This is a genomic window from Streptomyces sp. NPDC041129 (genome assembly GCF_055592265.1).
Window position 1 is genome coordinate 1,083,457 of record NZ_JBVIYV010000001.1, and the last position, 24,334, is coordinate 1,107,790.

25 protein-coding genes, 1 other RNA gene and 1 pseudogene are annotated in these 24,334 nt (G+C 71.1%); 14 read left to right on the forward strand and 13 right to left on the reverse strand.

Annotated elements, in window-relative coordinates; genetic code table 11:
* The first annotated feature begins 50 nt into the window (after window positions 1-50).
* Window positions 51-1,043: an SCO2278 family lipoprotein gene (locus tag ACZ6B1_RS04630; RefSeq protein WP_468774909.1), complete on the forward strand. Its 993-nt coding sequence runs from the start codon at window positions 51-53 to the stop codon at window positions 1,041-1,043.
* Between the two features lie 51 nt (window positions 1,044-1,094).
* Here ACZ6B1_RS04630 and ACZ6B1_RS04635 read toward each other — a convergent pair whose 3' ends face one another.
* The 5 genes from ACZ6B1_RS04635 to ACZ6B1_RS04655 all read right to left on the reverse strand — a co-directional run bounded on the left by ACZ6B1_RS04635 (window position 1,095) and on the right by ACZ6B1_RS04655 (window position 6,254).
* Window positions 1,095-1,823 (reverse strand): bifunctional DNA primase/polymerase, encoded by a 729-nt coding sequence (locus ACZ6B1_RS04635; protein WP_468774910.1) that lies wholly within the window; start codon window positions 1,821-1,823, stop codon window positions 1,095-1,097.
* A 115-nt stretch (window positions 1,824-1,938) separates the two neighbouring features.
* The gene (locus tag ACZ6B1_RS04640; protein WP_468774912.1) at window positions 1,939-2,553 is read right to left on the reverse strand and encodes a TetR/AcrR family transcriptional regulator; all 615 of its coding nucleotides are present in this window, start codon (window positions 2,551-2,553) and stop codon (window positions 1,939-1,941) included.
* A 94-nt stretch (window positions 2,554-2,647) separates the two neighbouring features.
* Window positions 2,648-3,643, reverse strand: coding sequence for a small ribosomal subunit Rsm22 family protein (locus ACZ6B1_RS04645; protein WP_468774913.1), 996 nt, complete (start codon window positions 3,641-3,643; stop codon window positions 2,648-2,650).
* Window positions 3,644-3,795: 152 nt separating this feature from the next.
* Entirely contained in the window at window positions 3,796-4,962 is a 1,167-nt protein-coding gene (locus ACZ6B1_RS04650; protein WP_468774915.1) for a serine hydrolase domain-containing protein, read from the reverse strand.
* Window positions 4,923-6,254 (reverse strand): multidrug effflux MFS transporter, encoded by a 1,332-nt coding sequence (locus ACZ6B1_RS04655; RefSeq protein ID WP_468774917.1) that lies wholly within the window; start codon window positions 6,252-6,254, stop codon window positions 4,923-4,925. Before ACZ6B1_RS04655 ends, ACZ6B1_RS04650 begins: the two co-directional genes overlap by 40 nt.
* A gap of 86 nt (window positions 6,255-6,340) precedes the next feature.
* Here ACZ6B1_RS04655 and ACZ6B1_RS04660 point away from each other — a divergent pair, with 86 nt between their 5' ends.
* Window positions 6,341-7,363, forward strand: a complete 1,023-nt coding sequence (locus ACZ6B1_RS04660; RefSeq protein WP_468774919.1) for a Gfo/Idh/MocA family protein — start codon at window positions 6,341-6,343, stop codon at window positions 7,361-7,363.
* A 95-nt stretch (window positions 7,364-7,458) separates the two neighbouring features.
* Window positions 7,459-8,217, forward strand: coding sequence for an SDR family oxidoreductase (locus tag ACZ6B1_RS04665; RefSeq protein WP_468774921.1), 759 nt, complete (start codon window positions 7,459-7,461; stop codon window positions 8,215-8,217).
* A gap of 249 nt (window positions 8,218-8,466) precedes the next feature.
* On the opposite strand, the gene ACZ6B1_RS04670 is transcribed toward ACZ6B1_RS04665, so the two are convergent.
* A complete protein-coding gene (locus tag ACZ6B1_RS04670; protein ID WP_468774923.1) occupies window positions 8,467-9,666 on the reverse strand; it encodes a D-alanyl-D-alanine carboxypeptidase family protein in 1,200 nt (399 codons plus the stop codon).
* Window positions 9,667-9,865: 199 nt separating this feature from the next.
* Between ACZ6B1_RS04670 and ACZ6B1_RS04675 the strand changes: the two are divergent.
* Window positions 9,866-10,336 (forward strand): annotated as a pseudogene (locus ACZ6B1_RS04675) (ABC transporter permease); the annotation flags it as partial.
* 121 nt (window positions 10,337-10,457) lie between these two features.
* Here ACZ6B1_RS04675 and ACZ6B1_RS04680 read toward each other — a convergent pair.
* Window positions 10,458-10,784 carry a nuclear transport factor 2 family protein gene (locus ACZ6B1_RS04680; RefSeq protein ID WP_351659993.1) on the reverse strand — a complete coding sequence of 109 codons (327 nt, stop codon included), beginning with the start codon at window positions 10,782-10,784 and terminating at the stop codon, window positions 10,458-10,460.
* Window positions 10,785-10,910: 126 nt separating this feature from the next.
* Here ACZ6B1_RS04680 and ACZ6B1_RS04685 point away from each other — a divergent pair, with 126 nt between their 5' ends.
* The 5 genes from ACZ6B1_RS04685 to ACZ6B1_RS04705 all read left to right on the forward strand — a co-directional run bounded on the left by ACZ6B1_RS04685 (window position 10,911) and on the right by ACZ6B1_RS04705 (window position 14,489).
* Window positions 10,911-11,456, forward strand: a complete 546-nt coding sequence (locus tag ACZ6B1_RS04685) for a DoxX family membrane protein (protein WP_468774925.1) — start codon at window positions 10,911-10,913, stop codon at window positions 11,454-11,456.
* 70 nt (window positions 11,457-11,526) lie between these two features.
* Window positions 11,527-11,892: a MazG-like family protein gene (locus ACZ6B1_RS04690; protein WP_468774926.1), complete on the forward strand. Its 366-nt coding sequence runs from the start codon at window positions 11,527-11,529 to the stop codon at window positions 11,890-11,892.
* A 223-nt stretch (window positions 11,893-12,115) separates the two neighbouring features.
* Window positions 12,116-13,144, forward strand: a complete 1,029-nt coding sequence (locus ACZ6B1_RS04695; RefSeq protein ID WP_468774928.1) for a beta-ketoacyl synthase N-terminal-like domain-containing protein — start codon at window positions 12,116-12,118, stop codon at window positions 13,142-13,144.
* A gap of 140 nt (window positions 13,145-13,284) precedes the next feature.
* Window positions 13,285-13,515 carry a PEP-utilizing enzyme gene (locus tag ACZ6B1_RS04700; RefSeq protein WP_468776028.1) on the forward strand — a complete coding sequence of 77 codons (231 nt, stop codon included), beginning with the start codon at window positions 13,285-13,287 and terminating at the stop codon, window positions 13,513-13,515.
* Window positions 13,482-14,489 carry a hypothetical protein gene (locus ACZ6B1_RS04705; protein WP_468774929.1) on the forward strand — a complete coding sequence of 336 codons (1,008 nt, stop codon included), beginning with the start codon at window positions 13,482-13,484 and terminating at the stop codon, window positions 14,487-14,489. Before ACZ6B1_RS04700 ends, ACZ6B1_RS04705 begins: the two co-directional genes overlap by 34 nt.
* A 45-nt stretch (window positions 14,490-14,534) precedes the next feature.
* Here ACZ6B1_RS04705 and ACZ6B1_RS04710 read toward each other — a convergent pair whose 3' ends face one another.
* The 3 genes from ACZ6B1_RS04710 to ACZ6B1_RS04720 all read right to left on the reverse strand — a co-directional run bounded on the left by ACZ6B1_RS04710 (window position 14,535) and on the right by ACZ6B1_RS04720 (window position 17,075).
* Complete coding sequence (locus ACZ6B1_RS04710) at window positions 14,535-15,515, reverse strand: hypothetical protein (RefSeq protein ID WP_468774930.1); 981 nt, start codon at window positions 15,513-15,515, stop codon at window positions 14,535-14,537.
* Window positions 15,516-15,616: 101 nt separating this feature from the next.
* Window positions 15,617-16,234 carry a hypothetical protein gene (locus tag ACZ6B1_RS04715; RefSeq protein WP_468774932.1) on the reverse strand — a complete coding sequence of 206 codons (618 nt, stop codon included), beginning with the start codon at window positions 16,232-16,234 and terminating at the stop codon, window positions 15,617-15,619.
* Window positions 16,235-16,250: 16 nt separating this feature from the next.
* Window positions 16,251-17,075 carry an MBL fold metallo-hydrolase gene (locus ACZ6B1_RS04720; RefSeq protein WP_468774934.1) on the reverse strand — a complete coding sequence of 275 codons (825 nt, stop codon included), beginning with the start codon at window positions 17,073-17,075 and terminating at the stop codon, window positions 16,251-16,253.
* A 243-nt stretch (window positions 17,076-17,318) separates the two neighbouring features.
* Between ACZ6B1_RS04720 and ACZ6B1_RS04725 the strand changes: the two genes are divergently transcribed.
* From ACZ6B1_RS04725 to ACZ6B1_RS04745, 5 genes are read left to right on the forward strand one after another with little or no spacing between them, the layout of a single operon-like run.
* Window positions 17,319-17,840 carry an NUDIX hydrolase gene (locus tag ACZ6B1_RS04725; RefSeq protein WP_468774936.1) on the forward strand — a complete coding sequence of 174 codons (522 nt, stop codon included), beginning with the start codon at window positions 17,319-17,321 and terminating at the stop codon, window positions 17,838-17,840.
* 14 nt (window positions 17,841-17,854) lie between these two features.
* Complete coding sequence (locus tag ACZ6B1_RS04730) at window positions 17,855-18,880, forward strand: pyruvate kinase (protein WP_468774938.1); 1,026 nt, start codon at window positions 17,855-17,857, stop codon at window positions 18,878-18,880.
* Window positions 18,843-19,151, forward strand: a complete 309-nt coding sequence (locus tag ACZ6B1_RS04735) for a CU044_2847 family protein (protein ID WP_468774939.1) — start codon at window positions 18,843-18,845, stop codon at window positions 19,149-19,151. The genes ACZ6B1_RS04730 and ACZ6B1_RS04735 overlap by 38 nt, the downstream gene beginning before the upstream one ends.
* Window positions 19,152-19,179: 28 nt before the next feature.
* Window positions 19,180-20,895 (forward strand): trypsin-like peptidase domain-containing protein, encoded by a 1,716-nt coding sequence (locus ACZ6B1_RS04740; protein ID WP_468774941.1) that lies wholly within the window; start codon window positions 19,180-19,182, stop codon window positions 20,893-20,895.
* 16 nt (window positions 20,896-20,911) lie between these two features.
* Window positions 20,912-21,649 (forward strand): class I SAM-dependent methyltransferase, encoded by a 738-nt coding sequence (locus ACZ6B1_RS04745; RefSeq protein ID WP_468774943.1) that lies wholly within the window; start codon window positions 20,912-20,914, stop codon window positions 21,647-21,649.
* A gap of 29 nt (window positions 21,650-21,678) precedes the next feature.
* Here ACZ6B1_RS04745 and rnpB read toward each other — a convergent pair.
* The 3 genes from rnpB to ACZ6B1_RS04760 form a co-directional block, all read right to left on the reverse strand.
* Window positions 21,679-22,083: RNase P RNA component class A (rnpB, locus tag ACZ6B1_RS04750), an RNA gene on the reverse strand.
* 51 nt (window positions 22,084-22,134) lie between these two features.
* A complete protein-coding gene (locus ACZ6B1_RS04755) occupies window positions 22,135-22,713 on the reverse strand; it encodes a Uma2 family endonuclease (RefSeq protein WP_468774945.1) in 579 nt (192 codons plus the stop codon).
* A 150-nt stretch (window positions 22,714-22,863) separates the two neighbouring features.
* Window positions 22,864-24,297, reverse strand: coding sequence for an RNB domain-containing ribonuclease (locus tag ACZ6B1_RS04760; RefSeq protein ID WP_468774947.1), 1,434 nt, complete (start codon window positions 24,295-24,297; stop codon window positions 22,864-22,866).
* Between the last annotated feature and the right edge of the window lie 37 nt (window positions 24,298-24,334).

The window sequence follows — 24,334 nt, forward strand, 5'->3', positions numbered from 1 at the left end:
TCCCGTCCCGGTAGGGTTCGCCTCCGGGAAGGGGAGGGTGAAGGCACCTCATGAGCAGGGATCGCAGTCGTCGCGGGCTTCGCAGGCGTGACCGGAACGCACTCATAGCGGCTTCGCTGACCGCTTTGTCGTTGACGGCCGGCGGTTGCGTGGTGGTGCACGGGGAGCGCGAGGTGCTCCCGTCCGCCGGCCGCGCCGAGGCCGCCAAGGCCCTACGGCAGTTCACGGCCGCCTACAACGAGGCCGACAAGGCCTACGACCGCTCCCTGGACGCGAAGCACGTCACCGGCGCCCTCGCCGACATCGACGGCGCCCGGCTGAAGGCCGGACACGCCAACAGCCCGTCGGGCAACGCGAACCACTCGCCGCTGGAGCTGACGGACGCCAAGTTCACGATCCCCAAGAAGGCCGGGTGGCCGCGCTGGTTCGTCGCGGACGCCAAGGGCAACAAGGGCGGCAACGCCCGCTGGCTGCTGGTGTTCACCCGGCACGGCCTCGGAGAGCCGTGGCGGGTGGCGTATCTGACGCTGGTGGCGCGGGGGGACGTGCCGGAGTTCAAGAGGGACGCGGACGGCTGGGCCGAGGCCGTGCCGGCCGGCTCCACGGGTCTTGCCGTGTCGCCCGCCGAGCTGAGCAAGGAGTACGCGAGCCATCTGAAGAGCGGCGGGAACACCTTCGCGGACGGCCCGTACACCAGCACCCTGCGCGCCAACCGCCAGAAGCTGGCGAAGCGGCCGGGTCTGGTACGGCAGTTCATCGACGAACCGCTGACCAGCGGCGACTACGCGCCGCTCGCGCTGCGCACGGCGGACGGCGGGGCGCTGGTGTTCTTCACCACGCACCACTACGAGAAGCAGACCGCCGCAGCGGGCACGTCGGTGCCCACCCCGAACCGGGATGTGCAGGCCCTGACCAAGGGCGAGATCAAGCAGTCGCTGACGCTGGAGATCATCGCCAACGAGGCCGCCCTCGACCCGGCGGGCGGCGGCCGGGTGTCGGTGCTGGGGCGGGTCCAGGGGCTGACGGCGGCGCAGGGCGAGTAGCCGGCGCGAGGGCGCGGCGCGAGCGGCCCGCGCGGGTAGCCGTGGGAGGGCTCAGTGCCGCAGCGGCCAGGCCGTGCCGGCGGTGTCGCCGGTGTGGCGGGCGCAGGCGTCGGTCAGCGTCTCCAGCAGGGTCAGCGGATCGGGCAGCGGCTGCTCCGGGCCGCACAGCCAGCGCAGCCCCCGCTCCCCGTCGCCGGGCAGCCGGGCGGGCGGCACGAGGACGTAGGAACCGCGGCAGTGCCAGCGCAGGCCCGGGTGCTCGTCCATGGTCTCGGGGTGGCAGTCCAGCTCGCAGGGCCACCACTCGTCCTCGTCCTCGGGGGTGCCCCGGGTGAGGGTGAAGAACATCATGCGGCCGTCGTCGCTCTCGGCGACCGGCCCGACCTCCACACCGGCGTCGAGCAGCCGCTCCAGCGCCTCCCGGCCGGCCTCCAGGGGGACGTCCAGGACGTCGTGCACCATGCCGGTCGCGGTGATGAAGTTGGCCTGCGGCTGGTGCCGGGCCCAGCGCTCGATCTGGGCGCGGTCGGTGGTGGACTGCGTCTGCCAGGCGAACGACACCGGATGCCGGGCCGGGGTGGGGCAGCCAACGCGGTCGCAGGAACAGCCGTAGCCGGTCCCGGGGTGCGCGGCGGGCGCGAGCGGCAGGCCCGCGGCGGCGGCGGCGAGCAGCAGGGCCTCACGGCCGCCGGGGTCGGCGGTCTCCTTCGGGCGGCGTCCACGCAGCCACTGGGAGAGTTTGCCCTGCCGGCCGCTACGGCCGCCGAACGTCGCGCTCATCTGTCCCCTCGCCTCGCCTGGTGCGGACAGCATGCCTCATCGTCCCATCTTCCTGCGCTTCGGGGGGTCACCGGGGCCATCCGGAGAAACCGGACGAGACGCGCCTCACAGGAGGTCAGCGCGGGGCCAGGCCGTGCAGGGCGTAGTCGACCAGGGTGTCCGTGTAGTCGTAGGTGATCGGTCCGGTGCGCTGGAGCCAGCGCTGGGCCAGCGGGGAGACGAAGAGTTCCAGGGCGATGCGCGGGTCGAGGTCGGGGCGCACCTCGCCGGTCTCCTGGGCGGAGCGCAGCCGCTCGACGTAGAGCTGGAGCTGGGGCAGCAGGAGCTTGTCGACGAACTCGCGGCCGAGCTGCTCGTCGACCAGGCCCTCGGCGGCCAGCGCGCGGGCGGGTGCCTCGAAGCGCGGGTCGAGCAGTTCGTCCACGGTGGCCCGCAGCACCGTCTTGAGGTCGGCGGCGAGGTCGCCGGTGTCGGGGAGGCTGTACGGCTGCTGGCCCGCCGCCCGTGCCGCCTGCTCCCCGAGGTCCAGGAACGCCTCAAGCAGGACGTCCGCCTTGGACGACCACCACCGGTAGATGGTCTGCTTGCCGACCCCGGCGCGGGCGGCGATCCCCTCGACGGTGGTCTTCCGGTAGCCGGTCTCACCGACCAGGGCGAGGGCGGCGGCGTAGATCGCCCGGCGGGACTTCTCACTGCGCCGGGTGGCGTCGGGGGCAGGCTTCTTGACCATGGGCTGACGCTAACAAGCCCGGCCGGTCAGATCCTTTCGTTCGGACCGGGCCGGACCCCGCTCCCGGATCCGGCCCGGTCCGAACGAGAGGGCCTTAGGCGGGCGGGTCCTGGGGCGGCCAGGGGTCGCCCCAGTCGGCGTCCCGGGCCGCCCGGTACAGGTCGCCGTGGCGCTTGGTGACGGTCGTGCGGCGCAGCCGCTCCTCCGCCTCGCACAGGTCCAGCAGCACCTGCCCCTTGCGGATCTGGGGGCGCCGGACCACGCGGTTCGGGGCCGGCTCGGCGGGCAGCCGGGTGGCGGCGACGTAGCTGAACTTCTCGTCCTCGTACGCCAGGGAGCCGCCCTTGACCTGCCGGTGCAGCGAGGAGCGGCTGACCCGGGCGGAGAAGTGGCACCAGTCCGTGCCCGGGAGGATGGGGCAGGCGGCGCTGTGCGGGCAGGGTGCGGCGACCCGGAAGCCGGCGCGGACGAGGCGGTCGCGGGCCTCGATGACGCGCTCGTAGCCCGCGGGCGTACCGGCCTCCACGATCACGACGGCCTGCGCGGCGGCCGCGGCGGCGTCCACGAGGGCGGCACGGTCGGCCTCGGCGAGTTCGTTGAGGACGTACGACACGGTGACGAGATCGGTGGGGCCCAGGGTGAGCGCGCTGCCGATCCGGGCCCGCTCCCAGCGGGCGTCGCGCAGGGCCGGGTTGGCGGCGGCGATCTCCCGGCCGAGGGCGAGCGCGGGTTCGGCCCAGTCGAGCACGGTCACCGGCCGGGCCCCGTCCCAGGTGGCGGTCACCGCCCAGGTCGCCGCGCCGGTGCCGCCGCCGACGTCCACATGGCCGCCGGGTGCCCAGCCGGGCACGGAGTCCGCGAACGCCTCCAGCGCCGAGCGGACCGCCTCGAAGGTGGCGGGCATCCGGTAGGCGGCGTAGGCGGCAACGTCGGCGCGGTCGCGCAGGATCGGGGCGTGGGTGGGGGTGTCGCCCCGGTAGCTGGCGATCAGCCGCTCCACGGCCCCGGCGGCCTGCCGGGGCGGAAGCCCGTCGAGCAGCGCGCTGACGGAGGCACGGAGGGCGTCGGCTGGGGAGGCTGGGGCGTTCACCCCGTGATTCTCTCAGCTACCCGGAGGGGACCGATCCCGGTGGGAGCGATGCTGCCGGGGCGCCGGGCGCGCTCGTCCCACGGCACCGAAGCGCCCGGGGCGGAAGGCAGCGCCGGCGCGGCGCGGGCCCGCGCCGGCGGGACGCCCGCCGCTCACGCGCCGCGGACGGCCCGGGCCAGGTGGGTGGCCATGGTCGCCCTCGGTCTGCTGTCCGGCAGGCGCCTGCGGGGGTGGACCGTGTTCGCCAGCAGGACCAGGAAGGTGTCCGTGGCGGGGTCCAGGACCAGGGAGGTGCCGGTGAAGCCGGTGTGGCCCGCCGCTCCCCTGCCCGCCAGCTCGCCCATGAACCACGGCTGGTCCACGGCGAAGCCCAGGCCGGGCCGGGTCAGCAGCAGTTCCGTGAAGTCGGGGCCGAGGATGCGGGCCGGGCCGTACGCGCCGCCCCCCAGCAGGGCCCGGCAGAAGACCGCGAGGTCCGGCGCGGTGGAGAAGAGGCCGGCGTGACCCGCCACCCCGCCGAGCGCCCAGGCGTTCTCGTCGTGCACCACGCCGCGCAGCATCCCCCGGTCGGCCTTGGCCCACGGCAGCCGCTGGTCCTCGGTGGCCGCGGCGCCGGGGCACGGTCCGAAGCCGGTGTCCGTCATCCCGAGCGGCCGGGTGATGCCGTCCTCGATCAGCACGTCCAGGGTCCGGCCGGTGATCCGCTCCAGGACGAACTGGAGCAGGATCATGTTCAGGTCCGAGTAGAGGTAGGTGCCGGGCACGGCGGCCGGCGCCTCGGCCCGCAGCATCGCCAGCCGGGCGGCGGTGTCCGGACGGTCGTACAGCGGGAGTTCGGGCCGCAGCCCCGAGGTGTGGGTGAGCAACTGCCGCACGGTGATGCCGTGTTCGGCGGCGGCGGTGAACTCGGGCAGGTAGGCGCCGACCCGGGCGTCCATGCCGAGGGTGCCGCGCTCGATCTGCTGCACGGCAGCGACGGACGTGAACAGCTTGGTGAGGGAGGCCAGGTCGAACGGGGTGGAGACACCGGCCGGGACCTGCTCGGCGGGCGGCAGCTCGACACCGGCCCCGGTCCCGGGGTCGTAGGAGGCGTAGCGCACCGCCCAGCCGGCGGCCTCGGCGACGGCGACCACCGGCCCACGTCCGGCCAGCACGACGGCACCGGCCGCCCAGGGGCGCACTCCGGCGGTCAGGGCGTGCACCTCGTCGGCCAGGTGCCCGAGTTCCGTGGGGTCGAGCCCGGCTCGTTCGGGTGTGCCGGGGCGCAGTCTCGGCGTGCTCAGTTCTGGTCCTCCTCCGACCCCGTACGTGCCTTCCACGGACGGCACAGTCCCACGAAGCAGGCCACCGCGACCGACGCACCCGCCAGTTGGACGATCGCCATGGGCACGGCGGTGTGCTCCCCGGCGACGCCGACCAGCGGGGAGGCGACCGCGCCGATCAGGAAGGAGGACGTGCCGAGCAGCGCGGAGGCGGATCCCGCGGCGTGCCGGGTCCGCAGCAGGGCGAGGGACTGGGCGTTGGGCAGGGTGACGCCCATCGCCGACATGAGCACGAAGAGCGCGGCGGCGACGGGGACCAGGCCGACCTCGCCGAAGGCCCCGGCGGACATCAGCAGCAGGGCGGCCGCCGCGAGCACGGTCACCGCGAGGCCGGCCGCGAGCACCTTGTCCAGGGCGACCCGTCCGACCAGCAGCTTGCCGTTGATCTGCCCCGTGATCATCAGCCCGACCGAGTTGAGGCCGAAGAGCAGGCTGAAGGTCTGTGGGGAGGCGCCGTAGATCTCCTGCACGACGAACGGCGAGGCGCTGACGTACGCGAACAGCGAGGCGAAGGCGAAGCCGCCGGCCAGCAGGTAGCCGCTGAACGGCGCGTCGGCGAGCAGGACGCGCATCGCCCGCAGCGCCTCCCCCACTCCACCCTGGTGCCGGCGGGCGGGCGGCAGGGTCTCCGGCAGCCGCGCCCAGACCAGGGCGGTGAGCGCGGCACCGGCCACGGTGAGGACGACGAACACGCCCCGCCAGTCCGTCACCCGCAGGATCTGGCCGCCGATCAGCGGCGCCACGATCGGGGCGACCCCGGAGACCAGCATCAGGCTGGAGAAGAAGCGGGCCATGGCCAGGCCGTCGTAGAGGTCGCGCACGACTGCCCGGGCGATGACGATCCCGGCCGAGCCGGCGAGGCCCTGCGCCAGCCGGAGCCCCACCAGGGTCTCCACGTTGGGCGCGAGCGCGCACAGGGCGGTGGCCACGAGGTAGACGGCGAGGCCGGTCAGCAGCGGCCGGCGGCGCCCCCAGCGGTCGCTCATCGGTCCCACGACCAGTTGCCCGAGGGCCATCCCGGCCAGGCAGGCGGTGAGGGTGAGCTGGACCGTGGCGGCGGGGGCGTGCAGCGTGCGGGTGACCTCCGGCAGCGAGGGGAGGTACATGTCCATCGCCAGCGGGGTGGTGGCGGTGAGGCCGCCGAGGAGGATGACGAGGAGCAGGCCGGCGGGCCGGGCGGGCGCGGGCTGCGCGGTATCGGGCGCGGGCTGCGCGGTATCGGGCGCGGGCTGCGCGGTATCGGCCGGGTGCGCCGTCTCCGGTGCCGATGCCGCCGTGTCCTCGCGCATGTGTCCCTCCCTCTCGTGCTCTCCCGGCACCTATGCTCTCAGCTCGTACACACTGCCGAGGTACACATGAGCGAGGGCGGGGCGGGATGGGGCAGCGGAGCGTGCGGTGGGGCATCCTGGCGACGGGCGGGATCGCGGCGGCCTTCGCCGCGGACCTGGTGGATCTGCCGGACGCGGAGATCGTGGCCGTGGCCTCGCGCCGGATGGAGTCCGCGGAGGCGTTCGCCGAGCGGTTCGGGGTGACCCGCGCCTACGGCGACTGGGAGTCACTGGCCGCGGATCCGGACATCGATGTCGTGTACGTCGCCACCCCGCACTCGGCGCACCGGGTCGCGGCCGGGCTGTGCCTGACGGCCGGGCGGAACGTGCTGTGCGAGAAGGCGTTCACGCTCAACGCCCGCGAGGCCGGGGAACTGGTGGCGCTGGCCAAGGAGCACGACCGCTTCCTGATGGAGGCGATGTGGATGTACTGCAACCCGCTGGTGCGGCGGCTGAAGGCACTGGTGGACGACGGGGCGATCGGTGAGGTCCGTACCGTGCAGGCCGACTTCGGTCTCGCGGGTCCGTTCCCGGCGGCGCACCGGCTGCGGGACCCGGCGCTCGGCGGCGGGTCGCTGCTGGACCTCGGGGTGTATCCGGTGTCGTTCGCGCATTTGCTGCTCGGCGAGCCGGACGCGGTCGCCGCGAGCGCGGTGCTCTCGGCGGAGGGCGTCGACCTCCAGACCGGCGCCCTGCTCTCCTGGGAGAGCGGCGCGCTGGCCTCGCTGCACTGCTCCATCGCCGGGGGCACCGGCACCACCGCCTCGGTCACCGGCTCCCTCGGCCGGATCGACATCCCCGCCGGCTTCTTCCACCCGGAGCGTTTCGTGCTGCACCGGGACGGCCGCGACTGCGAGGAGTTCACCGCGGACCCGGCCGACGGACCGCGTACCAGCCTGCGGCACGAGGCGGCCGAGGTGATGCGGGCTCTGCGGGCGGGCGAGCGGGAGTCGCCGCTGGTGCCGCTGGACGGCAGCCTCGCGGTGATGCGCACGCTGGACGCGATCCGGGAGCGGATCGGTGTGCGGTACCCCGGGGAGGCCGTGACCGCGGCCGCGGTCGCGGGTTAGGACCTGCCCGGCTGCTACCGGGGTCCTGGCCGGCTCCAACCGTATGGCGGACAGCCGATTCCGCATGGCGGACCCGCCGCCTACGCTGCGGAGCCATGACTGACAGGGAATCGAAGATCGCGGTGGTGACCGGCGCCGGTTCCGGCATCGGGCGGGCCGTCGCCGTGGAACTGCTGCGCGCCGGCTGGTCGGTGGTCCTGGCCGGCCGGCGCTTGGAGACGCTCGAGGAGACGGCCGCCCGGGCGCCGGGGGGCCCGTGGCTCGCGGTGCGCACCGACGTGTCCCGGCCCGCGGACGTGGAGGCGCTGTTCGCGGCGGCCGTCGAGCGGTTCGGCCGGGTGGACCTGCTGTTCAACAACGCGGGCACGTTCGGGCCCGGCGGGGTGCCCGTCGAGGACCTGCCCTACGAGGCATGGCGGCACGTGGTGGACACCAACCTCAACGGGGCGTTCCTGTGCGCGCAGGCGGCGTACCGGCGGATGAAGGAGCAGGACCCGCGGGGCGGCCGGATCATCAACAACGGCTCCGTCTCCGCCCACACGCCCCGGCCCATGTCGGTCGCCTACACCGCGACCAAGCACGCGCTGACCGGCCTGACCAAGTCGCTGTCGCTGGACGGGCGGCCGTACCGCATCGCCGTGGGCCAGATCGACATCGGCAACGCGGCCACCGAGATGACGGCCCGGATGGAGACCGGCGCGCTCCAGGCCGACGGGCGGACCGCCCCCGAGCCCGTGATGGACGTCGCGGACGTCGCGCGCACCGTGCGGCACATGGCCGAGCTGCCGCTGGAGGCGAACGTGCAGTTCGCGACGGTGCTGGCGACCGCGATGCCCTACATCGGGCGCGGCTGAGGGCAGTTGGGCAAACGGAATTCGAACATCCGCGGCATTGCGGCGGATCGGCCACATGTGTTCAAATTTTCTCCACAAGAGCTTCACACTTGGAGCGCGGGGGTTCCGTAGCCATAGCGAGGGGGGAGACGGCAGCCGTTCCGCCGGCCGCAGGTTGGGGGTGGACCCCGCGGGCGACCGCGGGGTGCGCACCGGCCGGTGGAACGGCTGCCGCGAATCGTCCTCACGGCCCCTTCGGCTCCCGGTGACTCAGGTCCGGCGACGTCCGCCCGATCCGCTCTCCGGCCGCGCCTCGGCCCCGGCCGCCCTCCCCCGGGTCAGCCGCCGGCGCAGCGCCCACGCACCCGCGCCCAGCAGGGCCGCGGAGCCGGCGGCGCCCTCCACCAGCCGCCACGACGAGGTGTGCCCGGCGGCCGGGCCGGGAGCGCCCGCCGCGCCCCGGGCCGCCTTCCGGGACGTGCCCGGCGCCGTACTCGCGCTCGCCCCGCCCGCGCTGAGCGGTTCGACCAGCGTCCCCACCGACTGCACCGAACTCCCGTGCGCGAAGCCCCAGTCGAGCAGCGCGGCGGTCTGCTCGTAGACCGCGTTGCCGCCGACGTGGGGGTGCATCACGGTGACCAGCAGGGTGCGGCCGCCGCGGGTTGCCGCACCGGTGAAGGTGTTCCCGGCGTGGCTGGTGTAGCCGTTCTTCACGCCGATCAGGCCCTCGTACACCTCGAGGCCCCACGCCCCGGTGAGCAGACGGTCGGTGTTCTGGATCTGGAAGGTCTTCTTGCCGCCCGCCGGGAAGTCGGCGGTCCGGGTGCCGCAGTAGCCCCGGAAGTCGGCGTCCTTCAGTCCGTGCCGGGCGAACAGCGTGAGGTCGTACGCCGAGGAGAGCTGCCCCTTGTGGTCGAAGCCGTCGGGGCTGACCACCCGGGTGTCCAGGGCCTGCAGGTCCTCCGCCCTGGCCTGCATCTCGGCGACCGTCTTCGCGATCCCGCCGTTCATGTGCGACAGGACGTGCACCGCGTCGTTGCCGGAGCGCAGGAACACCCCCTGCCACAACTGCTCGACGGTGTAGGTGATGCCGGGCTTGATGCCGACCAGGCTGGAGCCGGCCGGGACGTCGGCCAGATCCTCGTCGGTGACCTTGTACCGCTCGGTCCGGTCGAACTTCTTCAGCACGGTGTCCGCGAAGAGCATCTTCAGCGTGGACGCGGGGGCGAGGCGCCGGTGCGCGTTGAACGAGGCGAGCACCTCGCCGCTCTCGCCGTCGGCGACGAGCCACGCGCGGGCGTCGAGCTTCCTGGGCAGTCCTGAGGCGCCGCGCACCTGGACTCCGCCACGCGCCAGCCGCTCACCGCCCACGACGGTGGTGGCGGCGGCCGGGGCGGCCGCGGAAAGGGGAAGGGCGGCGGCCGTCAGCCCGAGGACGGCACGCCGGCTGAGCCGGGAACTATCACGCACCCCGGGACCGTACACCGCGTCGAACAGGGGTTTGTCCGCAGGAGCCGGGGAGACGACCGGAATTTGCCGTCCCATGAGAATCCGGTGAGCCACCCGCCTTCTCAGCCCTTGCACATCCTTTACCCAGGGCTCCTCCAAGGTTCCTCCCTAGCTTGAGGCCGCGCCCGCAGCAGGCGCCAAGAACCTTTCGAGGAACGGGATGTTCGGCATCTATCTCAAGCGCGAGCTGAGCCGCCGCAAGAAGGCCGCTCTGGTGATCGCGATGGGTCTGGCGCTCGGTATCGCGCTGGTCATCACCGTCAACTCGGTGTCGGCCGGCATGGCGCAGGCCCAGGACGAGGTCCTGAAATCGCTGTACGGCCTCGGCACCGACATGACGGTCACCAAGGCGCGTTCGGCCCCCGAGGCGGGCAGCTCACAGGGGCCGAACTTCACGTTCGACGCCAAGCGGAGCGGCACGTCCACGCAGAGCTCCGACCGGGTGATGACGCAGGGCGGCGAGGCCCTGAAGTCCTCGCTGGTCGCGAAGGTCGCCGCGCAGATGGGCGTGGCGGCGGCGGTCGGCGCGCTGTCCCTGAACGTCACCAAGGTCGACGGTTCCTTCACCCAGGGCAAGGCCGACTCGTCCACCTCGTCGTCCGGCTCCCAGCGGCGGGGCGGTCGAGCAGGGGTTCGGCGGCTACGGCTGCTGACGGCCGCTGATGCGCCCGGTACGGCCCGAAGGGCCGCTCGTCACCCCGGCGGACGGTCGGCCTCGGCCGGCTCCATGATGACGAGCGGCCCTTCGGTGTTCACGCCTGCCCGGTCTCGAACCGCGAGATCCGCCCGTCGTCGCCGACGGTGAAGGTCCACCGGGTGCGCATCTCGCCCCAGGTGTCGTTGCGGTAGCGGGCGAGGAGGGTGTGGCCGCCGTTGGACTCGTTGTCGACCTCCATGTGGCCGTGGGAGGAGAAGATCTCCCGGTCGATCCAGTCGGCGAGGTCGCGGTCCGAGCCGTCGTCGGCCATCGTCGCGTCGGGCGCGAGGAGGGACAGGAAGCTCTCGCGGTCGTGGGCGTTGACGGCGTGGACGAACGCCCGGACGGCCGGATCGCGCAGCTTGGCTGGCTGAATGGTCATGGCGTCAGGCTCACACCGGTCCCCCGCCGCCGCCACCCGAACGCCATCCAGGACGGGCCCGGTGGGGTGAGGGGTGCGACCGTGGGAACGCGGAGGGGACCTGTCGCCTGCTGATGGAGAGTCACCGTGACCTGTTACGACCGACGCGACGTGGGCCTGCTGCTGCTCCGGCTGGGGACCGGCGGGGTGCTGGCCGCCCACGGCGCGCAGAAGCTGTTCGGCTGGTTCGGCGGGCACGGCCTGGAGGGCACCGGCCAGTTCATGGAGTCCGTCGGCTACGCACCGGGCAAGGCGAGCGCGACGGCGGCGGGCGTGGCCGAGGCGGGCGGCGGCGCCCTGCTGGCGCTGGGCCTGGCGACCCCGGCGGCGGGCGCGGCGGCGGCGGGCGCGATGGCCGGGGCGGCGGCGGTCCACATGCCCAACGGCTTCTTCGCCCAGGAGGGCGGCTACGAGCACGCGGCGTCGCTGGGCCTGGCCGCGGCCGGCCTCGCCGTCACCGGCCCCGGCCGCCTCTCCCTCGACCACGCCTTCGGGCACGTCTTCGACCGCGGCTGGATGGTGCCGGTGGCCCTGGGCGTGACGGCGGCGGCGACGGCCGTGGTGGTGGGTGCCCGGAACCGGCGGCTGCGGCAGCAGAAGGAGGGCGAGCAGGAGGCCCTGTTCGAGGAGTAGGAACCCTGTTCGAGGAGTAGGGACCCTGTAGCGGGACAACGCCGGGCGGCGGCATGGCAGTCTGCGCGGCATGACCCGACAGGACACCACCGGTACCGCCGGCACCGCCGGCCCCACCCCCGGCCTCTGGCCGGCCGTGGACGAACTCTGGGCCCGCCTGGAGGCCACCCGCAGGCACCCGGGCCAGGAGGGCGTACTGCTGCGCGTCCTCAAACTCTCCGAGGAGATCGGCGAGGTGGCCGAGGCCGTCATCGGCGCGACCGGCCAGAACCCCCGCAAGGGCGTCACCCACACGTGGGACGACGTCCAGGCGGAGCTCTGCGACGTGGTCATCACCGCCCTGGTCGCCCTGCGCACCCTGACCCCGGAGGCACGGGAGGTCTTCGAACGCCACCTGGTCCGGGTACGGGAGCGGCCGCTCGAGCCGCCGGCGTGACCGCCTGCGCACTCTTCCAAAGCTGGTCCACCGGCGTTATGTTCATGTCCGACTGTCTGCACCGCCCACACCACGTGAATGCGGGGACATGAAAGTCAACGTTGTCGGCTTCGGCGCCGTCTCAGGGTACGGGTGGGGCGTGGACTCCCTGGTGCGGGGCCTTGCCACCGGGCACTCCGCCATCGCGAATCACCCCGAGGCGATACCAGGTCACAGTGGTCGCATGGACATGGCACGGGTGCCCGTGCGGCCACGCGGAGGCAGTGACGCACCGTACTGCCGGTACACGGCCGCCGTCCATGCGGTCGTCGACGAGGCCGTCGCCGAGGCTCGGTCGCACGGTTGGCGTCCCGGATCCAAGGTCGGCATGGTGCTGGCAACCGCCCGCGGCGACGTCGAATGCGTGGAAGCCCAGTACTCGTCCACGAGTACGGAGTCGGACCGGCGGCGCTACGTACGTGCGCTGCCCTCCACCCCGATTCTCGAAGTCATGCGGGCACATGGCTTTTCGGGGCCGACGATGACGGTGAGCGCGGCATGCGCGGCGGGACTGACGGCCCTGCACAGCGCACGCGCACTCGTCCATATGCGGAGCGCCACCGATGTGATCGTGGTCGGGGTCGACATCGGGACGAGCCGGGAAACGGTGCTGCCCCTCGCCGCCCTGGGTACACTGCGCCTCGACTCCTCCGACGGGGCCGCCCTACGGCCCTTCGCAGCGTCGTCCCGCGGCTTCCATCTGGGAGAGGCCGCCGTCGCCCTGGTCGTCACCGGACGATCCCACCCGGGCCAGGTGTGCGTTCTCGCCACCGGCATCGCCAATGATCACCATCATGCCACCTCCATCGATCCGGACGACGGCGTGCTGATCGACACGGTCGACGACACGCTGAAGACGGCCGGCGTGGATTCATCGCTTGTCCGCGGCTACCTCGCCCACGGCAGCGGAACACCGCAATGCAGAAGAGCGGAGGAATCGGTCCTCCGCCATATGCCGGAAATCGGGCGGGTGCTGGCCCTCAAACCACTGCTCGGACATTGCCGGGCCGCCGGTTCCCTCCTGGAACTGACCGCACTCGCCAGAGCGGGTCTGCGGCGGATACCGTCGTCCGCCTTCCCCGTCGAGCGGTCGGCCGGAAACGAGGAGAACACCAGTACCTGGCTCCAGATCTCGCTGGGCTTCGGAGGCAACATCGGGGCAGGGGTGATCCGGCTGCCTCCTCCAGAATCGTCGGCGGTGATCCCTGAGTGACCGACGCCGATCCCTTGCCACTTCCCTCCGGACAGGTCGCCGGTACGTTCCTGGTCCCGGCCTCGACAGCGGGGCGGGCGGTGGCCGTCGGACGCGGCGCGCCCGTACTGCCCCCCAGCTCGCGGACGTCCATCCTGATCGTGGAGTCATGGGACCCGGCTCAGGCGCTCAGCATCGCGAATGCGTCAGGGGTGGTCATCCTCTCCAGGTCGCCGACGAGCCACGCCGCCATGATCGCTCTGCAACTGTCCGTCCCCAGTTGCTGCGTCGAACCCGAACGCTGGGTTGCCCGACTGCCCGCATGGGTCGAACTGCGTCACGCCGAGGGATTGGTCAGATGGAATCCACTGAGCTGTCCGAGAAGTTCCTGAAACTGCTTCGGGACAACGGTCCGGGGAAGCTCAAGGACGGACACTGGCCCATATCGTCCTGGGATTCCTCGCCTGGCGTCCGCTTGGCCTTGGAGGTGCTGAGCGGGCACCACGGACGAGGAGTCGCATTCGATGGCCGAGGATATCCGACCGTTTTCCTCAATCTCTTCTACTCGGCCGGGCTCGCGTTGGGTCACGGGACGAAGACATGGGCCGGCAGGATTCCGGCGGCTTTCATGGCGGCGTTCGGAGAGGGGCGAGCGGACGGACTCGCCGACGCGGGTGAAGTCATACACGCGGACGTGAGCCCCGCATGGGCGCGACGAACGTTCCACGGCACCCTGTCGGGCCGCGATATGCGCTGGGCCCTTCGGCTCAGCGCCGTTCTTGCCGCTCTCGCGGAGTGTTACGGCTGGTCGTTCCACCGGCTCTGGAACTGCCTGCACGGCCCCTACCCGCTGGCGAGCGACGGTCACGTACTCATACAGGACTTCAACCTGGCGGCCGAGTACCCGACGACCGGCGGCCGGCTGCCCGGAGTGTCCGGAGCGGTCGGCGTACGTATCGTCTTCCGGCTCGGGAAGGGAGCGGTCGAGTCCCGGCTGCTCGACTTCTTCGGGCACCTCACACGCGATCTCGAGCGTGTCACCGAGTCGGCAAGCGTGTATCTGCCGACCGGACCCCGCACGGACGGTGACCCGCTCGCGATCCCTGAAATCGCCGGCATCGTCTCCTCGGCCGCAGGGATCATCGGCGGGGAGACGGAAGCGGTCAACTCCCTGGACCGCGGCGAGCGGTGTGCCGGTTTCGCGCGCAGGTTCATGTTCGCGTCCATGTGGACTCTGGGTCTGGCGGATAAGGCGCTGTCCGGCTGCCTGGAGTCACTTCCGTCGCGCATCGAACCCGCGGAACCGTGGAATCGGAGCAGGGACGAGTTCCTCGATCTGCTGCTGAGAGCGGTGGACGTTTCCTAGGGCGCTCACCTGTCGAGTACCGAGGCCCGGCAGGATGGACATGGGTCAGGTGGTTTCGCCACGCCGGGCCAGTGCGGTGCTCACGGTGTCGACCGCTCCATCGGCGGCCAGCAGCGCCTGGACACGTGCTCGCGACGGAGGAAGAAGTCCCAGGGTGACCGCGTCCCGGAAGCGCCGGCTCCACGCGGAGCTCCAGAGCGCCGATTCGCCTCCCACGATCGCGAGCGCCTGCCGGGTGGCGTGTTGGGCGAAGGCGTCGGCCTCCGTCTTCGCCGTGATGGCGAGTCGCCTGTCGCCCTCCGATAGCCGTCTCCGCGCTGCGGCGCTCAGCGTCGCCTCGCTCACGCTCTGCGCGTGGACGAGCGCTCCGAGCCGGTGCTCTTCCCACTCGCCCCACCGGCCGTCGGCGACGAAGGATTCGCGGTGACCGGAGAGCGCGGCCACGGTCGCACGCCCGATCCCCTGGGCGATGGCGGCGTAGCCGAGGGACCACAGCTCCGTGGGGATCTCGGCCGGTGATCCGAGGACCAGATCCGAGGGGATGCGGGCGTCCACGCTCACCGTTCGCGAGTCCGTGGCCCGGAGCCCCAGCAGGTCGTAGGAATCTCCGACCGAGATCCCGTCGGAATCGAGTGGCAGCAGGACGGCCACGGTTCGGCCGGCTTCCGGGTCTCCCACCATGGAGAAGGCCATGTCCGCGTGTGACACACCGCTGCAGAAGTGCTTCGTCGCCTGTACCCGAGTGAGGTGACCGTCGGCGGTGACGCGGGAGAGGCGCACCGCCGTCCGGCGGTAGTGCATGCCCGGTTCGCTGTTCATGGAGCTGAGAACAGGAACCTTTCCCGGGCCGTCGTGGCCGGTCGTGGTGGTGAGAAGGCCGGGTGCCAGACAGTCGACGAAGAGGCACGCACTGTAGTGCATGTGCACGACGAAGGCCGTGGAAGCGCAGTCCTCGGCGAGACTGGAGAGGGAGCGCAGGTACGCCGGAAGGCCCTCCTGGATCTCCTTGGGCCTGATACTGAACACGCCCTGGCCCACCAGGGCCGCCATGTACGACGGGGACAGAGCGCCTTCCCGGTCATGGGCCCCAGAGGAGGCCCGAGCCAGGGACCGCACCCGGTCCGTGATCAGCAAGGAGTCGAACCCGCCGCAGACCGGATGAGCTGCCCCGCCCGGCCGATCGCCCGGCTTCGCTCCTCACCCGAGACCTCGCCTCCGGCGACCGCGGAGTCGACCCGTGCGTAGCGCCGGGCCCACCCCCGTTCCAGGCCGGGGACGTCGACGAATCTCTCCTGGCGTACCTCGGGGCCGCGGAGCACTATCGTCAAAGAGGGCTCAAGAGCCTCGATGGAATGCACATGGCTCGGCCACAACGCATAGGAGACGCCCGGGATTTCCTCCCTGGACATGACCAGCGGCTCCCGGCCGGCCGGCCTCCCCGCATAGACGGTGTCTTCCTCGAAAAGACTGTGCCGGAGTCTTCCCGCGATCACGCAGGACCCGAAGGCCCAACGATGACTGTGCCTACTGCCGATACCCGGGCTCGGGAACAGGTGCAGGCGCATGGAGGAGCCGTTCGGGAACTCCCGCAGGACGACCTTGAAGAAGTTGGGGAACCGTTCCACCCGAGACGAGCCGGCCTCCAGGAGGAGTTCCAGGCCCTCGGGTGCACCGGCCATACCGCACAGCCCGGCAGTGACGTCCTTCGACACACTGTCGGTGTCGTCCCAGCGGATCTTCTCCACCCAGTCGACGAGCGAGTCAGCCGAGATCATACCACTCACCGACCCTGGGAATGATTACCTTCCCACCGAAATACCGTCCGATCTCAGCAGTCACCGCATCGACCTCCGACGCCTTCGACAAATGCTGCACGAAAACCTGTCGACTGCCCCACTCGTCAAGCAGGCGTCCCGCCTGCTCCGCGGTCGGGAACTTGAATCGCTGTGCCATTTCGCCACTGCTTTCCGGCCCCCAGACGGACATCACCACATTGGCGACGCCTGCGAGAGCATGGGACTGCGCCCGCAATCCCGCCGCGGTGGAATCCGGCAGGTAGGCGAACGAGGTCGCGCCGGCGGTGACGACGGATCCCCAGGTCTCCACCGTGTGGTCCAGTGGGACCCACTGGAGAGTGGTCTCGTTCAGCCGGACCGTCTCGCCGGTCAGGTCGACCCTCCGGGGCAGGGCACCGTTGAACAGCAGAGGGTACGCGGATTTGGCATAGTGCAGCATGGCCAGATCGGTGTGCGGCACGGCCCAGGTGAAGGACTCAGGCATCTTCGCCGAGTCCAGAAGCCATGTCATCAGAAATGCGGGAATGCCGCCACAGTGGTCTGCATGGTCGTGCGAGGCGAAGAGAACACGCACGTCGTCGGGGGTCAGAGCGACTCTTTTGAGCCCTTGGACGGCGTACGGCCCGGGATCGAGCAGAATCCTGTCCTCCGCGGGAGTCTCGATCACCACCCCAAGCGAAGTGCTGCGATCAGGATCGACGTTCTGAATTCCCAGGAAGCAGATTCGCAATGAGGGCTCCGGTGGCCGACAGTATGCCAGGCAGTGCCGAATATGAAAGAGGCCTTTCATTCCTGGCTGCCTGACACGCTATCAGAAAGCCAGGCCGCGGGGAACCGGTGAACGGGCCCCGGCGTCACCACCGCCGGCCCGCGATGTTGACGAAGTGGCTGCTTGATCAGGTCGCGCCGTGCCACACTGCTGCCGTGTCCAAGCTCCGTCCATCGCCGAGGACTTGGGAGCCCGACCGCCCAACTCGCCTCGTGGACCGAGAACGAGTTCAGCCCTCGAGTGCTTATTCATGCGGAGGTTGCGATGACAGAACCCGAGATCGCCTGGGCCGGTAAACACTTCGAGGTACTCCGGGTACGCGTGCCCTATCCCGACGGCTCGACACACATTCACGAGCAGGTACGAGCTCCTGATGTGGTCAGGGTGTACGGAGTCACCGATGGCGCGGTTCTCCTGACCAATGAGTACCGTGCCGACGTCGCGGACCGGGTCATCCGTGTTCCGGCCGGCCGTGTGGAACCGGGCGAGACTCCCGAGGACGCGGCTCGGCGGGAGTTCGAGGAGGAGGCGGGGTGGCGGGCCGGGAACCTCGAACTGCTTCGGGTGACCACGCCGGTGCTCAAATTCCGTCACCAGGTGTGGCATTTTCTAGCAACGGATATCTCGCAGACCGATCAACGTCTCCAGTTCGGTGAAGACATCGATCTCATGAGCGTGCCGCTGGGCGAGATCGAGGATCTCGTCTTCGGGAAGGGAATCCCTGAGGACAGCATCGCGATGACCCTTCTCGTCATCGCCCGCCGGTTCCGCGTCAACGGCGCCTGACCCGAGAGCGACTGATGCTCAACGTGCTCACGACGGTCAACGGCTTGGATCCCCCCGGGCTGGCCGGCTTCCGAGAGCTGATCGACGCCGGAGTGAACGGCGCCCGCGTCGTGGCGAAGGGAAGAACCGCGGCACGTACTGCCGAGGTGGTTCGTGGGCTCGCACACCTTCGCGAGAAGGGCGAGTTCCAGGGGCCGCTGTGGCTCGACCTTCCGGGGAGACGCCCTCGTGTCACCGGGCTGCCCGGCACCCCGGCCCGACTGCCCGCCGGAGCATCGGTGTCCGTCTCCGACGGATCGGTGCCGGCGGACGTGGAGATCGCCCACCCCGGCTTCGTCACCGGTCTGACCGAGGGATGTGTCCTGCTCTTCGCCGACGGGCTGATCCGGTTCCTGGTGGTCGACGTGTCGGCTCACGTAGCCCGCTGCGAGGTACTGCGTGGCGGCGATCTCACGGTCGGCCGGTCGGTGGCGTACCACGGCCAGCCTGCGGACGACTTCTTCCATCTCGCCCAGGAAGAGGTGGAGTTGGTGCGCGATTTGGGCGACGTGGACGGACTGGGGGTGGTGCTCTCGTGGGTGTCCGACCCCGAGCAGGTGCGGCATGCCATGCGGCATCTGGGTGGCCGCCTCCTGATACCCAAGCTGGAGAGCGAGATGCCGGTGGGCCGGCTCGAAGGAATCCTCGGTCTGACCGGCCAGATCCTGGTCGGCCGTTCCGACCTCATGTCGGCGGTCGGACCGCACCGCCTTCCCCGGACGGTGGACCACTACCTTCGGTGCGCGGTGAACGCCGGGGTCGCACCGCATGTCGGTTCACTGGTGCTGGACTCCCTGGAGCACCGGACGACACCCACGTCCACCGATGTCGACGACGTCTGCCGGCTCCTCGCCCACGGCGTGACGACTTTCCTGCTGGGCGGCACGTCAAGCACGGAGGCGATGGGCCGTAGAGCACGGGCGATGACGCAGATCCACCGACACGGGAAGCGGGCTTTCAGTGATGGACACGACGGAGACAGTGCAGATCGTTGTCGCTGACGGACAACGGCAGACCGGTGCCGGTTCCTATGTGGAGGCCGGGGAGGGGGCAGCCAGGAGGAAGCTGAGGGAGCTGGGGCAGAACAGCACACGGGAACTCGTCAGCACCATCTCCACGCTGGCACAGGAGTTGAGCCGGGCGGAACTGCCGACGGGAGTCGAGTCCGTCACGGTCTCGGTCGGACTAACCCTCTCCGCCGAGTTTGGGGTCTCGATAGCGGGAACCGGAGTGGAAGCGGATGTCAGCGTCGAACTTTCCTGGAAGCCCTGAGGAGTACCTCCCGAGGATCGTCGGGAAGGTGGTCAACGCGCACGCCGGGTCGACGGGGTCCTGCTTCCTGATCGACTCGAACAGGGTGCTGACGAGCTGGCACCTCGTGCGGGACCTGACCGCGGATGGCGTGGAAGTGTCCTGGCCCCGGCTCGGGGAGTCCCACACCGCGAGCCTGGAGAGCGCTGACCGCGTGAACGACGTGGCCGTGCTCCGACTGCCGGACGCCTCGGCGGCGGAGGTTGCCGAGGTGATAGAGGCGCCGGGCGCGCGTGCCTTCGACGCCTTCGGCTATCGGCATGCCGGTGACTTCGAAGGGCTCTTCGCCTCGGGGGACGTTCTCGGCCTCGTGATGCGCGCCGGAACGACGGACCAGAAGCTGCTGCAGTTGCGGTCGACTTCGTTGGACAGGGGTATGAGCGGTGCCCCTGTCCTCGGCGAGGTGGGCGGCAGATGGTGCGTCGTCGGAATGGTGGCGGGGATCTGGGACGCGCCGAAGGTCAGGGACGGCGACATGGCGTTCGCCGTACCGGGCGGCGTTCTTCTCCGGGCCATGCTGCCTCCGCTGCGGACGGGCGAACTCGGTGACCGGGAGAGGAGAGTCATCGCCTCCAGTGACTTCCTCGCCCAGGACCGGTTCGATGACGGAGCGTGGGGGAAGTCCTTCGTACCCAAGGAAGGCGCCTTCTCGCAGGACGCGCGGATGCCCGGTGCTCACGAAGGGAAGCGGGCGCTCAGCGTGACGAGCTGGGCGGCGACAGCGCTGCTGAGGACGGCCGGGGAACGGACTCGTCCCTACGCACTGCAGAGCAAGCCCTTCGTGATGTCCGCGTATCTGCCCGGCGCCGGTGCGTTCGGTCATGTGCACCGGTTCAGGTCCGCCACGCCGTTCGTGCCGCCGGTCGAGTCGGAGATGGCGAACCCTCGTCACACGGGTTCCGCCGTGTCCTTCCTCATGGAGGTCGAGGGGCCGTCACCCGTGGTCGCCCGTGCGCTCCGGTTTCTCGCCGACAGCGCCGACGCGGACGGCGGGTGGGGTGAGGGCGTGGAGGGCGAGCCGAACAGTCTCGCCACCTCGTTCGTGGTCGACGCGCTCTCCAAGAGTCTGGGACAGTGGGAATCGGTCGCGCCCTTCCTTCTTCCGCATGAGAGTGAACGTCTCAGAGGCGACCTGGAGGCCGCCCGGGAGGAAGCGCTCGACTGGCTGGCCCGGCGGCAACAGCCGGACGGCACATGGCGTTACCTGAAGGGGCCGGGGGGCGAGGTCACGGCTCCGAGCATCACCGCTCATGTGGTGGCGTTCGCGCCGGAAGTGCTGGAGTCGTCCCGTCGGGTCGAGACCCGGCTCATCGGTTACGTCCAAGGGCAGATGGAGGAGTCGAGGGGCGTGCCGATCCAGGTGGGCGGCAAGGACGTCGCCGCCCCGTCCCTCATGCTCGCCCATGGCCTGCGACGCCTGGGCGAACGATTCGCGGACCTGGCGGAGGAGCTCGCCACGCTCGGGGTCCAGGCCCTCAGCCGCAGGGAGGAAAGCAATGTGCGCACCATGGCCCACATCTTTCTCCTGCTGTACGAGTCGTCCGCGAAGCGGCTTGCCTCCGTGCACACCGTGGAGACGCTGGTGAGCGGACTTCTGACCGGCCATGACTTCAGGGCGAGAGGGAGCGACATTGTCGACGACGCGTTCTGGAACGCCTGGTACGAATCGGCCCGACCCGGTTGGTCCTTCCCCGATCGCGTCTGACCCGGCCCCGGCAGCGGTGCCCGCCGGCGCCGAGAACTCGGCGTGGCGCGCCTTCGACCGGGTGGCCGACTCCTATGCGCGGGAGGAGCACCTACGCGCCGAGCGCGAACTGTACGAGACGCCGGCTCTGCGGTCACTGATGGGCGACCTGACCGGACGCAGGACGCTGGACCTCTGCTGTGGTTCGGGAGAGAACGCGGTCTGGATGGCACAGCGGGGGGCGGTGGTGACCGCTGTCGACGGCAGCCCGCAGATGCTCATGAACCTCGCCCGCACGAGTTCACGGTTGGGGTTGCGGATCGCACGGTCGAGGACGGTGCTCCCCGGACGTCTCGACGCGGCAGACGAGTCACAGGATCTCGTCGTCATGGCGCTGGCGCTCCACTTCTTCGAGTCCTGGGAGGAGATCGTCCTCGAGATAGGACGTGTGCTGCGACCCGGCGGTGAGTTCCTGGCGTCGCTGTGCCATCCGTCGGACGTGCTGTACAGCGCCGGTCCCTACCTGAGTTCCTACTTCACTGCCGCCGGCTACACGACACGGCGTTACGGCGCCGAGGCGAGGGTGTTCCGCAGGTCTCTGGAGTCCACCTTCGCCCCGTTCCTCCAGCACGGATTCACTCTGTCGGGGTTGGTGGAACCCAGGTTGTGCGTGGACGACCGCGATGCCCAAGGCCTCGAAGCGGTGACCAGACGGCTTCGGTACCGACCCAAGTGGCTCTGCCTCCGCATGCGCAAGTCGTCGGCGCCCGGCTGAGGCCGTGGTCGGCCGACAGCCCTTGGGGGCAGACGAGTCGGGCTGTACGCCGGGTTCTGTTCCCCGGGGTCCTCGCGGGCCCCGGGGCGACGGCCATCCATCTAGGGCCGGTGTTGCCACCGGCCTCGTGCGGTCTACCCGCGGACTCGGGCGGGCAGCCCTCGAACGTCCGCGCAGAGCGCTTTTCACGGCGCTCCTTTTGACCTTGCTCCGGGTGGGGTTTACCTAGCTGCCCAGGTCACCCTGGGCACTGGTGGTCTCTTACACCACCGTTTCACCCTTACCGAGGGCCGGAGCCCCCGGCGGTCTGCTTTCTGTGGCACTGTCCCGCGGGTCACCCCGGGTGGCCGTTAGCCACCACCCTGCCCTGTGGAGCCCGGACGTTCCTCGGGAAGCCCCTCGCGGGAACTTCACGCGGCCGCCCGCCCGGCTCGTCTGCCGTGCCGACCATGTTACCGGGCGCATGGGGCGCCCGATTCCGCCGGTCAGATGAAGTCCGTGGTGTCCAGGTCGAAGGCGAAGGGCTCCGGGAGAGTCAGGGACTTGCCGAACGGCAGCGTGCAGTGCTGCCGGTAGTCGTCGTTCTCCGGCTCGCCGAAGAGAGTGAGCGAGGATGCCTCACGGTCGACCAGCAGGTGGAGGGGGATACCGCCGCGCGCATAGCAGCGGCGCTTCGCCTCGCGGTCGATCCGGGGCTTGGTGGACGTCACCTCGAGGACCATGGCGACGCCGTCGCAGGGCATCCACGGTTCCGCTCCCCGGTACAGGCGCAGGGCCGCGGGCGCGAAGGTGCCGTCCGGGATCACGTGGTCCTTGGGGCAGGCGCCCCCGCTCTTCAGTCTCAGCCCTTTGTTGCCCGAGAGGTCCATGTCGGTCCTGGACCGTCGGATCACCTGCTTCATGATCTGGCTGATGGAGTCCTCGTGCTCCCCGTCCGGCGGCGGTGTCACGACGATCTCCCCCTCGATCAGTTCGGCCCGGAAGCCTTCCGGGGTGTCGAGGGACAGGAAGATGTCCAGCAGGCCTTCGGCCGGCGTGGTGGGTTCATGTGCCACGGCGGTCATGTCACGCCCCTCCTTCGGTCGGTCGCCAGAGTGGGACATCCCAAGATCACCTGTCCGAGAGATCGGGAACCGTTCCCTCGATCGTGGCACAGGAGCGGGGAGCTCGTCAGGCGTGCCGGGCCGGCGGTCCGGCTGAGCCGGGCGGTGGCCTCAGGCGGGGGTGAAGAGGACCTTCGCCGTTCCCGGGTCCGCCTGGGTGAGGCGGACCCGGAGCCGCTCGCCGAGGGGCAGGTGGTCGCCCTCGACGCGGCCGATGACGGCCGGGGACTCCAGTTGCACGGTGCCGATGTCCGGGTGGTGGTCGGCGAGGTCGACCACGAAGCCCTCGAAGACGTCCCCGACGCGGTCCTTGAGCAGGGCCGCCTCGACGAGGTCGACGCACTCGCGCTCGACCGCGGCCGCGCGGTGGGTCCCCTCGGCCATCCGCGGGGGCAGGGTGTCGAGCGCGGTGCGCACCCAGGCGGGCGGGGTCTCGCCGGCGACGGCAGCGAGGCAGATCTCGGAGGCGTAGCGGTCGGCCAGGCGGCGCAACGGGGCCGTGCAGTGGGCGTAGGGGGCGGCCACGGCGGCGTGGGTGGTGAGCGGGGGCAGGTCGCCGTCCTGGAACACCGTGTAGCCGGCGCCGCGCAGCAGGGTGGTGCACTCCTGGAGGAAGGCCGCGTGGCGCGGTTCGCGCGGGTCGAGGGTGCGCAGCAGTGCCGCGTACGAGACGTGGTGCGGCCAGTCGACGCGCAGGGCGGTGGCGGTACGGCGCAGCCGGGCCACGGCACCATCGGGTGCGGCGGGGAGGGTGCGCAGGATGCCGGTGCCGGTGGCGAGCATCAGGTCGGCGGCGGCCATCCCGGCCAGCAGGGAGAGCTGGGCGTTCCAGCCCTCGGCGGGCAGCGGGGCGCGGTAGGCCAGCAGGTAGGTGTGGTCCCGCTCGGTGATCTCCTGCTCGGGGACGTCGAGGGAGATGCCGCCGCGTTCGGTCTCCAGCCGCTGCCTGGCCCGGCCGATCTCCTTGAGCAGCGCGACCGGCTCCTCCGCCGTACCGCCGTCGATCTGCCGCTGGACGTCCGCGTAGTCGAGCCTGGCGCGGCTGCGGACCAGGGCCCGGTGCACGTCGACGGCGAGGGTGCGGCCCTCCGCGTCCAGGTCGACCGTCCACAGCACGGCCGGCCGGGTCCGGTCGGGCAGCAGGCTCGCGGCGCCCTCGCTGAGCACGGCGGGGTGCAGGGGGACCCTCTTGTCCGGGAAGTAGAGGGTGTTCACCCGCCGGTGCGTCTCCGCGTCGAGGCCTCCGCCGGGTACGACGAAGGCGGCGACGTCGGCGATGGCGTACCTGACCCGGTAGCCGGTGCCCTGCCGGGACAGGTGCACCGCCTGGTCGAGGTCGGTGGAGGAGGCCGGGTCGACGGTGAAGAAGGGCAGCTCCGTGGCGTCGTGCGCGGGCAGCACGGGGTTCTTCGCCGCGCGCTCGGCCTCCTCCCGCACCTCGGGCGGGAAGTCCTCCGGTACGCCGAGTTCGGCGCGGAGCGCGGCGAGGGCGGCCCGCAGCGGGGCTTCGGGGACGCCGGTCAGCCGGATCTTGCGGCGGGGCATGTGTCGAGCGTAGGGCGACGGGGCGTGCGCAGCACCC